This window comes from Streptomyces wedmorensis (genome assembly GCF_000716445.1).
Taxonomy (GTDB): Bacteria; Actinomycetota; Actinomycetes; order Streptomycetales; family Streptomycetaceae; genus Streptomyces; species Streptomyces wedmorensis.
In genome coordinates this window covers 38835-47683 of sequence record NZ_JNWK01000054.1, presented here as the reverse complement: position 1 = coordinate 47683, position 8849 = coordinate 38835, and the positions used below count along the sequence as shown (strand labels likewise).

The following is an 8849-nucleotide window of genomic DNA, read 5'->3' as shown; positions in this document are numbered from 1 at the left end:
GCTGGGGTGGCCGGGTGGTTGGCGGAGTCGAGTTACCTGATCACGGGGGGTGGGGCGGTGCATTGGGATTGGGAGGGGTTGCCGGTGTTGGGGGCGTGTGTGGTGGGGGTGATGGTGGCGGCGGGGGTGGCGTCGGTGCCGATGGTGCGGAGGCATGTGGATCCGGAGCAGATTCGGCGGGACTGACGGGTGGGTGTGGGCGGGGCGATGAGTTTTCGGTGGGGTGGCGGTCTGAGTGGGTGGTTGATCGCCGAGTGCTGAGGAGATGGTCGTGGCTGGGAACGTCGTGAAGGGGCCTGCGAGCTACTTTCCGTCGATCGAGAAGAGGTACGGGCGGCCGGTCGGGGAGTGGAAGGAGCTGATCGGGGCGTCGCCGTTGGGGAGGCACATGGAGTTGGTGGCGTGGTTGAAGGATGAGTACGGGATGGGCCACGGGCACGCGAACGCGCTCGTGGCCCATGCGTTGGCCGAGGGGAAGTAGGAGCGGCGGGGCGGGGTCACGCGGCGAGGGTGTGGGTGGTGCGGCGGGTGACTCGGGTGGTGAGGGCGAGGGTGGCGGCGGCGGTGGTGGCGCCGGCGAGGAGGGCGGTCCACCAGAGGGTGGCGGGGCCGAGGGTGGTGTAGGTGGCGACGCCGAGGGTGAGGGCGGCGAACCGGGCGACGCCCCAGGTCCAGCTGAAGGCGCCCTGGTAGCGGCCGCGGGCGTGGGCGGGTGCGAGGTTGGCGATGACTCCGGCGGCGATGCCGGCGACGACGACCTCGCCGAGGGACCAGACGACGACCGAGAGCGTGTAGCCGGCGATGCCGTCGGCGAGGCCGGTGAGGGCGACGCCGAGGGCGATGAGGGCGCTGCCCGCGCTCTGCACCGCGAGCTGCGGGAGGCGGGCGAGCCGGGCGGTGGCGAACGGCTGGAGGGCGACGACCAGGACGGCGTTGACCGCTGCCATCGCTCCGTACACCGCGGGAGAGAGGCCGCTGTCGTGGATGGCGAGCGGCAGGGCGACCTCGGTGAGCGAGTAGACGAAGAGCTGGACGCCGAAGAGGGGGAGCAGGAGGAGGGCGAGGCGGTCGCGGAGGACGACGCCGTAGCCGATGCCGTCCGTGGCCGCCTCGGTGGTGGGCGTGCGCTTGGGTTCCCGCAGCCGGACCGCGACGACCAGGGCGAAGAGGAGCATCGAGCCCGCGTCGACGGCGAAGAGCAGCCAGTAGCCCACGGCGGCGAGGTAGCCGCCGAGGACGCCGGCGACGGCGGTGCCGATGTTCACGCCCCAGCCGAAGAGGGCGTACGCGCGCTGGCGTCGGTCGCTGTCGACGGCGTCGGCGAGGAGCGCGAACGCGGCCGGGGACACGGTGCTGCCGGCCGCGCTGATCAGCAGGGCGGCCGCGGCCATCGTCCAGACGCCGGGGGCGAGGAAGAGGGCGCCCTGGGCGGACGCGGCGCCGATGAGGCCGATGAGCATGGTGGGGCGGCGGCCGATGCGGTCGGCGAGGATGCCGCCGACGGCCGGGCCGAGGAGGTTGCCCGCGCCGAGGGCGCCGAGGACGTACGAGGTGTCGGCGCCGGTCACTCCGCGCGAGGCGAGGAAGAAGACCAGGAACGGGGTGACGAGGTAGCCGAGGCGGTTGATGATCGTGCCGGCGAAGATCGTCCAGACGATGGGCGGGAGACCGCGGAAGGAGGAGGGCATGGGTGGAGCCTGCTCCCCGGCCCCAGGGTGCCTCCAATGATTAAGCTGTGGCCGAATCCATTCCGGGAATGTGGCCGGGCTGTGTGGTGTCGGGGAACGGGATGTGGACGCATGGAATCCGGGCTCAGCTTCTCCGCCGCCGACCTCGCGCAGACACGGTTCGCCGTCTCCCCCATGTGGGAGGTCGTCACCAGTTACCGCATCCTCGTCCGGCAGCCCGACACCGCCCCGCACCGCCGGTGGGTGGCGCAGGTCCGGCCCCGGATCGCCCGGGCCGGGCTCGACCGCGGGTGGCTGGACGCGCTCGTCCCCGGCAACGGATACCTGGCCGACTTCCTCAACCCGACCCCCGCAGGCCCCTTCCCCACCCTGGAGGCCGAGCTCGACGCCATCCGCCGTACGCCGGCCGAACAGGTGCGCAACGATCTCGACATGCTGGCCCGGGAGGACACGGGAGACGGCGAGCGACGGGGAGCGGGTGCCCGGTTGAGGGTGCTGCGGGAGGCGCCCGAGGCGGCGTTGCGGAAGGTCGCCGACGAGATCGAGGCGTACTGGGAGATCGCTCTCGCCCCCTACTGGGCCCGTATCCGGAAGGTCCTGGAGGCCGATGTCTTCCACCGGGCGCGACAGGTCGCCGAGCACGGGTCGGCGCGGGTGCTGAGCGAGCTGCACGAGACGGTGCGGTGGGACGACGGCACGCTCCGGCTCGTACGCCGTCACTGCGCGCTCTCCCGTGACCAGGCCGGCTCCGGACTGCTGCTGATCCCGTCGGTGTTCGCCTGGCCGCAGGTCCTCACCCGTTCCGTACACCCCGACCCGCCCCAACTCGCCTACCCGGCAAGGGGAATCGGAACGCTCTGGGAGCCCCGTACCGCCGCCGCCACGGATGCCGTCGCCGCCGTCCTCGGCCGCTCGCGGGCCCTGTTGCTCACCGAGCTCGACACCCCGTCGTCCACCACCCGGCTCGCCACCCACTGCGGCCTGTCCGCCGCCGGCGTCTCCCAGCACCTCATCGCCCTGCGCAACGCCGGCCTGGTCACCGCTCACCGCAGCGGGCGCTCCGTGCTGTACGCGCGCACGGCCGTCGCCGATCAGTTGCTCAACCCGTAGGGGGTGCCGGGGGGCTGGGCTTCCCGGCCCCGGCGCCGACGGTCCGCTCCTCCACCCGTGGGAGAGGATGCGGGGATGGATTCCTCTTCGTGGTCTGAGCGGGTCGTGGTGCGGGACGGGGTGCGGCTGGTCTGCCGCGACTGGGGCGGCGCCGGGTCCGACGTACTTCTCCTGCACGGGCTCGCCGGGCATGCCGGCGAGTGGGACGCGACCGCGCGGCTGCTGAGGGATGCCGGGCACCGCGTCGTGGCGCTCGACCAGCGCGGGCACGGGGGCAGTGAGCGGCGGCCCGAGGACGCCTCGCGGGCCGCGTACGTCGCCGATGTCGTCGCCGTGGCCTCCGAACTCGACCTGGATAAGCCCGTTTTGGTCGGGCAGTCGCTCGGCGGGCACACCGCCTTCCTGACCGCGGCCGCCCATCCCGAGCTGGCGCGCGCACTCGTCCTGGTCGAAGCCGGGCCCGGGGGTGCGGAGCCGGGCACGCAGGAGGGGGTCGGGGGCTGGCTGAAGGGGTGGCCGGTGCCGTTCGCCTCGCGGCGGGAGGCCGTGGCGTACCTGGGCGACGGGAAGGACGCCGTGGGGGAAGGGTGGGCGAGCGGGCTCGAGGAACGCGACGGCGGACTGTGGCCGCGCTTCGATCCCGAGTTCATGGTGCGGTCCCTCGACGAGGTCGCCGCGCGCGCGTTCTGGGAGGAGTGGGCCGCCGTCGCCTGCCCCGTGCTCTCCGTCGTCGGTGAGGGAGCGCAGGGCGGGATCATCGGCGGCGAGGAGTACGCGGAGATGGCCCGGCTCCGGCCCGGACTGCACGGATCGAGCGTGCCGGGTACGGGGCACGACGTGCATCTGGAGCGGCCCGGGGTGCTGTGCCGGCTGATCGGCGACTTCCTCCGGCCGTAGGGGCGCCCCTTCGGTCGTTTGCCCCGTAGGGCGTCCGCATTCGCCCTTGCCTTCGAGTGCACTCCAATTCCTAGAGTGCGCGCATGCGCTATCGGGTACTCGGCGGGACCGGGATCGACGTCAGCACGTACTGCCTCGGCACCATGATGTTCGGGGCGGTGGGAAATCCGGACCACGAGGAGTCCGTGCGGATCATCCATGCGGCCCTGGACCAGGGCATCAACTTCGTGGACACCGCCGACATGTACTCGGCCGGGGAGTCCGAGGAGATCGTCGGCAAGGCGCTGCGCGATCCCCGGCGGCGGGAGGAGACGGTCCTCGCCACGAAGGTGTACTTCCCGATGGGCGGCGAGGGGCCCAACAAGGGCGGTTCGTCACGCCGTTGGATCACCCTCGCGGTCGAGAACAGCCTGAAGCGGCTCGGGACCGACTGGATCGACCTGTACCAGGTCCACCGGCCCGACCACCGGACGGACGTCGAGGAGACCCTCGACGTCCTCGGAGACCTGGTCACGCAGGGGAAGATCCGGGCGTTCGGCTGCTCGACCTTCCCGGCCGAGGAGATCGTCGAGGCACACGCCGTCGCCGAGCGGCGCGGGCTGCGCCGCTTCCGCTCCGAGCAGCCGCCGTACTCGCTGCTCGCGCGGGGCGTCGAGGCGTCGGTGCTGCCGGTGGCGCAGCGGTACGGGATGGGTGTGCTGACCTGGAGTCCGCTCGCGTCGGGCTTCCTCACCGGCCGGTACCGGAAGGGCGCCCCCATCGACCTCACCAGCGGGCGGCCCGCGCTCACCCCGCACCGCTTCGACCCCACTCTGCCCGTCAACGCCGCCAAGCTCGACGCCGTCGAGGAGTTCGTCGCGCTCGCGGACGAGATCGGCTGCAGCCTGCCCGAACTCGCGATCGCCTTCGTGGCCGCGCACCCGGCGGTCACCTCCGTGATCATCGGGCCGCGCACGATGGACCAGCTGGACGGTCTCCTGAAGGGCGCGCCCGTCGTCCTCACCGACGAGGTCCTCGACCGGATCGACGCGATCGTCCCGCCCGGTACGAACCTCTACCAGCCCGACGGCGCCTGGCGTCCTCCCGTACTGGCCGAACCGGGGCTGCGTCGGCGGCCGTTGGAGGAGAGGGCCGCGGGCTGAGGTCGCCGCGGACCGCTCTCGCGCGGCCGGGGCGGCGCCGGGGGCCGGACTCGCTTGATCCGAGCCGGTCCGGCGCCGCGGCCGGGGCTCGGCTCACCTGATCCGAGCCGGGCCGGCGCCGCGGCCGGGGCTCGGCGGCCCGTTCGGAGCCGCGCGTGCGCGGGTGCCCCTTCGGAGTCGCCCCTCCGGAGTCGCCCCTACGGAGTCGCCCCTACGGGGTGGTGAACTGCTCCGTGCCCACCACGCGCAGCAGTGCCAGGCGCTCCCCCGCGTCCGTGCCGGGCGGCGGGGTGTGGAGGACGAGTCGCTGTTCGCCCTCCGGGGCGAGCAGGACCTGGCAGTCCAGGTCCACGGGGCCGATGACGGGGTGGACGACCCGCATGCGGCTGTGGCGGCGGACGGCGACCTCGTGCCGGGCCCACAGCTCGGCGAACTCCTCGCTCGCGTCGCGCAGTCGGTCCACGAGACGGGTGGACGCCGGGTCGCCGGAGCGGCGGCCGACGGCCGCGCGCAGGTCGGCGACGTGGAGGCGGCTGTAGTACGCGTGTTCCTCGGCCGGGTACGCCGTACGGGCGTCCCGGTCGGCGAACCAGCGCCACACCACGTTCCGGCCGTGCTCCGACACGGTGCACACCCCGCCGAGCAGGGCGCGGGCCATCGCGTTCTGGGCGAGGACGTCTCCCAGGTCGCTCAGGACCTGCGCGGGGGTCGTCTCCAGCTGGTCGAGCAGGTGGAGCAGGCCGGGTGAGACGTGGTCGCCGGCCGTGGGGCCGGCGGGCGGGCGGTGGCCGGCGAGCAGGTGGAGGTGGTCGCGCCCGTCGGTGTCGAGGCGCAGCGCCCGGGCGAGCGCGGCGAGCATCTGCGGCGACGGCTGCGGGCCGCGGGCCTGCTCCAGGCGGATGTAGTAGTCCGCGGACATGCCCGCGAGCTGCGCGACCTCCTCGCGGCGGAGCCCGGGTGTACGGCGTCGGGGCCCGGCCGGAAGGCCCGCGTCCTGCGGGCGCACCCGTTCGCGGGAGCGGCGCAGGAAGTCGGCCAGTTCACGGCGGTCGATCGTCGTCATGCGGATCATCCTGCCGGAGGCGTGACGGCCCATCCAGGGACTGGCGGTCCCAGGGTCGGAAGGGCTCTCCCGTGGGGTTCGGGTGGTGGGCAGAGTCCTCGGTGTCAGCCACTCACCCACTCCACCGGGAGCAACGATCATGGCCACCGTCACCGTCGGCAGCGCGCACGTCCACTACGACATCGAGGGGTCGGGCGACGGACCGGCGCTGCTGCTCGTCCACGGCACCGGATCCGGTGGCGCGGTCGTCAACTGGGGGCAGACGACGCCCCGTTTCACCGCCGACCGCCGGGTCGTCACGCTGGACCTGTCCGGCGCCGACCGGACCGTCGACGACGGCGGTGCGCTGACCGTCGAGACGCTGGCCGCGCAGGTGATCGCGGTGATCGAGGACGCGGGGGCGGGTCCGGTGGACCTGCTGGGGTTCTCGATGGGGTCGCCGGTGTCGGCGGCGGTCGCCGCGCTGCGGCCGGACCTGGTCGGCCGGCTGGTGCTGGTGGCGGGGTGGGCGTACACGGACGGGGACGAGTACATGCGGAACCTGTTCACGCTGTGGCAGCGGCTCGGCGAGTTCGACCCGGCGGGGTTCGGGCGGAGCGTGACGATGACCGGGTTCAGCCGGGGCTTCCTGAACGCGATCGGCCGTGAGGGCGTCGAGGCGCTCATCCCGAACATGCCGCCGACGCCGGGCACGCTGCGGCACGTGGCGCTCGACCTGGGGGTCGACGTCCGCGGGCTGCTGCCCCGGATCACGGCGGAGACGCTGGTGGTGGGCGCCGCGCAGGACGCCACCGTGCCGGTGGAGAACAGCCGTGAGCTGCACGCGGCGATCGCCGGCAGCACGTACGCGGAGATCGACGCGGGGCACGTCATGTTCTTCGAGAAGGAGGACGAGTTCGTGAGGACGGTGACGGATTTCCTGGGTTCCGCCGCCGCCTGAAGCCATGCTGGACCGCATGGGTGAGAAGAGAACGATCGGCGCGGCGGAGCGCAGGGCGCGGCTCGCGGTGCGGCACCGGCTGGCCGCGGGGGCCCGGGCGGGGTCGGCTGCGGAGGTCGGGGACGCGCTGGTGGCGTTGCACGGAACGGATCCGGCGAGCGTGTTCCTCGCGGTGGGCGCGCGGCTCGCCGACGGGGTGGATCCGGTCGGCGAGGTCGAGCGTGCGCTGTACGAGGACCGGACGCTGGTACGGATGCACGGCATGCGGCACACGGTCTTCGCCTTCCCCGCGTCCCTCGTGCCCGCCGTACACGCCTCGACGACCCACCCGGCGGCCGTCCGCGAACGCACCGCGCTGCTGGCCCACTTGACGGCGGGCAGCGACTTCGACGGGGCGTGGCTCGCGGAGACCGAGCGGCTGGTGCTGGCCGAGCTGGCGGTACGGGGCGAGGCGACGGGCGCCGAACTCGGGGACGCGGTACCGAGGTTGAGGTCGACGTACGTGTACGGGCCCGGGACCCGGCAGGAGGGGGTCCAGTCGGTCGCGAGCCGGGTGCTGCGGGGCCTCGGCATGGAGGGGCGGATCGTACGGGGCCGGCCGCAGGGCACCTGGACGTCGAGCCGCTTCCGCTGGGCGCCCGCGGAGCCGCACCCCGAGCGCGAGCCGGCCGACGCGCGGGCGGAGCTGCTCCGGAACTGGCTCGCGGCCTGCGGCCCCGCGACCGAGGCGGACCTCAAGTGGTGGACCGGCTGGAAGGTGACGGACGTCCGCGGGGCGCTCGCCGCCCTCGGCGCGTCGGCGGTGGCCCTGGACGGGGGCGGCACCGGTTTCGTCCTGCCGGACGACCTCGATCCCGTACCGGATCCGGATCCGTGGGCGGCGCTCCTTCCCGCGCTCGACCCGACCCCGATGGGGTGGCAGGCCCGGGACTGGTACCTCGATCCGGAGCACCGGCCGGCGCTCTACGACCGCAGCGGGAACATCGGCCCGACGGTCTGGTGGAACGGCCGGATCGTCGGCGGCTGGGCCCAGCACCCGGACGGCCGGATCGTCCACCGGCTCCTGTCCGACCCGGGCACGGAGGCGCGGCACGCGATCGACGCGGAGGCGGCGCGGCTGGCCGCCTGGGTCGGAGACGTACGCGTGACGCCCCGGTTCCGCACCCCGCTGGAACGGGAACTCGGCACCGCCTAGAGCTCCTGGAGCGCCTGGAGCGCCTGGAGCGTCTGAAGCTCCTGGAGCGCCTGGAGCGTCCGGAGCTCCTGGGGCCGGGAGGCAGTGGCGCTCACCGGGTCCATGACGTCAGCGGTCCGCCGGTCGGTGGCGTAGGTGGAGGCGTCCGCGGTCCGCCGGTCAGTGGCGTAGGTCGAGGCCCGTGACACCGAGGTCGTAGAGGCCGTCGAGGACGAGGTCGACGCCGACGGCGGCGAGGAGGAGGCCCAGGAGGCGGCCGAGGAGTTCGATGGTGGCGTGGTGGGTGCGGCGCAGGACGCGGGCGAGGAGCAGGACGCAGACCGCGTCGAGGGCGATGACGGCGACGTACGCGCCGACGACCGTCGAACGCCAGGTGAAGGAGTCGCGGGCCGCCGCCTCGATGAGGACGGCGGTCATGGCGAGCGGGCTCACCACGTAGGGCATGAGCAGCTCGCGCACGCCGCTGGCCAGGTCGGGGGCGTCCTGGTGGGGGCCGTCGGAGCCGAGGTGGAGACCGAGGACGAGGCCGACGGCGTAGACGAAGAAGATGACGCCGCCCGCGAGCTGGAGGGCGGGCGTGCTGATGTGGAAGAGGTCGAGGAGCCAGGGGGCCGTGATGCCGGTGACCAGACCGACGAGGACGGCCGCGCCCGAGGAGACGAGGGCGATGTTCCGCAGCTGGCGGGCGGGGTGGACCTGGGCGAGGCCGGCGAAGGCGAGGAGGACCTTGGGCGGGCCGACGACCGAGAAGAAGGCGATGAAGGCGGCGGAGAAGGTGAATGCGTTCACACCGGAATCATGAGGCGGTCGGGTG

At 73.5% G+C, this 8849-nt stretch carries 10 protein-coding genes and 1 pseudogene; 7 read left to right on the top strand and 4 right to left on the bottom strand.

Annotated elements, in window-relative coordinates; genetic code table 11:
- Together OO54_RS46885 and OO54_RS32345 are read left to right on the top strand one after the other, a co-directional pair.
- Positions 1-186, top strand: a pseudogene (locus tag OO54_RS46885) (ABC transporter permease); the annotation flags it as partial.
- Positions 187-265: 79 nt separating this feature from the next.
- Positions 266-481, top strand: a complete 216-nt coding sequence (locus OO54_RS32345; protein ID WP_033209497.1) for a DUF4287 domain-containing protein — start codon at positions 266-268, stop codon at positions 479-481.
- 16 nt (positions 482-497) lie between these two features.
- On the opposite strand, the gene OO54_RS32340 is transcribed toward OO54_RS32345, so the two are convergent.
- Positions 498-1688, bottom strand: a complete 1191-nt coding sequence (locus tag OO54_RS32340; RefSeq protein WP_033209494.1) for an MFS transporter — start codon at positions 1686-1688, stop codon at positions 498-500.
- A gap of 111 nt (positions 1689-1799) precedes the next feature.
- On the opposite strand from OO54_RS32340, the gene OO54_RS32335 reads away from it, so the two are divergent.
- The 3 genes from OO54_RS32335 (at position 1800) to OO54_RS32325 (ending at position 4837) form a co-directional block, all read left to right on the top strand.
- Positions 1800-2798 (top strand): ArsR/SmtB family transcription factor, encoded by a 999-nt coding sequence (locus OO54_RS32335; protein WP_033209492.1) that lies wholly within the window; start codon positions 1800-1802, stop codon positions 2796-2798.
- Positions 2799-2873: 75 nt separating this feature from the next.
- The gene (locus OO54_RS32330; RefSeq protein ID WP_033209489.1) at positions 2874-3695 is read left to right on the top strand and encodes an alpha/beta fold hydrolase; all 822 of its coding nucleotides are present in this window, start codon (positions 2874-2876) and stop codon (positions 3693-3695) included.
- 83 nt (positions 3696-3778) lie between these two features.
- Complete coding sequence (locus OO54_RS32325; protein ID WP_033209486.1) at positions 3779-4837, top strand: aldo/keto reductase; 1059 nt, start codon at positions 3779-3781, stop codon at positions 4835-4837.
- A gap of 211 nt (positions 4838-5048) precedes the next feature.
- Here the strand turns inward: OO54_RS32325 and OO54_RS32320 are convergent, their stop codons facing one another.
- A complete protein-coding gene (locus OO54_RS32320) occupies positions 5049-5900 on the bottom strand; it encodes a helix-turn-helix transcriptional regulator (RefSeq protein ID WP_033209484.1) in 852 nt (283 codons plus the stop codon).
- Between the two features lie 139 nt (positions 5901-6039).
- Between OO54_RS32320 and OO54_RS32315 the strand changes: the two genes are divergently transcribed.
- A complete protein-coding gene (locus OO54_RS32315) occupies positions 6040-6840 on the top strand; it encodes an alpha/beta fold hydrolase (RefSeq protein WP_033209482.1) in 801 nt (266 codons plus the stop codon).
- Positions 6841-6844: 4 nt separating this feature from the next.
- Complete coding sequence (locus tag OO54_RS32310; RefSeq protein WP_106970135.1) at positions 6845-8035, top strand: winged helix DNA-binding domain-containing protein; 1191 nt, start codon at positions 6845-6847, stop codon at positions 8033-8035.
- Here OO54_RS32310 and OO54_RS46880 read toward each other — a convergent pair.
- Complete coding sequence (locus OO54_RS46880) at positions 8032-8223, bottom strand: hypothetical protein (protein ID WP_033209480.1); 192 nt, start codon at positions 8221-8223, stop codon at positions 8032-8034. The genes OO54_RS32310 and OO54_RS46880 overlap by 4 nt on opposite strands.
- Positions 8195-8824 (bottom strand): MarC family protein, encoded by a 630-nt coding sequence (locus OO54_RS32300; RefSeq protein WP_033209478.1) that lies wholly within the window; start codon positions 8822-8824, stop codon positions 8195-8197. The genes OO54_RS46880 and OO54_RS32300 overlap by 29 nt, the downstream gene beginning before the upstream one ends.
- Between the last annotated feature and the right edge of the window lie 25 nt (positions 8825-8849).

Excerpts from the sequence above, each read along its gene's own strand:
- OO54_RS32345 (WP_033209497.1), top strand. The coding sequence starts at position 266 with ATGGTCGTGGCTGGGAACGTCGTGAAGGGGCCTGCGAGCTACTTTCCG.
- OO54_RS32340 (WP_033209494.1), bottom strand. The coding sequence starts at position 1,688 with ATGCCCTCCTCCTTCCGCGGTCTCCCGCCCATCGTCTGGACGATCTTC.
- OO54_RS32335 (WP_033209492.1), top strand. The coding sequence starts at position 1,800 with ATGGAATCCGGGCTCAGCTTCTCCGCCGCCGACCTCGCGCAGACACGG.
- OO54_RS32330 (WP_033209489.1), top strand. The coding sequence starts at position 2,874 with ATGGATTCCTCTTCGTGGTCTGAGCGGGTCGTGGTGCGGGACGGGGTG.
- OO54_RS32325 (WP_033209486.1), top strand. The coding sequence starts at position 3,779 with ATGCGCTATCGGGTACTCGGCGGGACCGGGATCGACGTCAGCACGTAC.
- OO54_RS32320 (WP_033209484.1), bottom strand. The coding sequence starts at position 5,900 with ATGACGACGATCGACCGCCGTGAACTGGCCGACTTCCTGCGCCGCTCC.
- OO54_RS32315 (WP_033209482.1), top strand. The coding sequence starts at position 6,040 with ATGGCCACCGTCACCGTCGGCAGCGCGCACGTCCACTACGACATCGAG.
- OO54_RS32310 (WP_106970135.1), top strand. The coding sequence starts at position 6,845 with ATGCTGGACCGCATGGGTGAGAAGAGAACGATCGGCGCGGCGGAGCGC.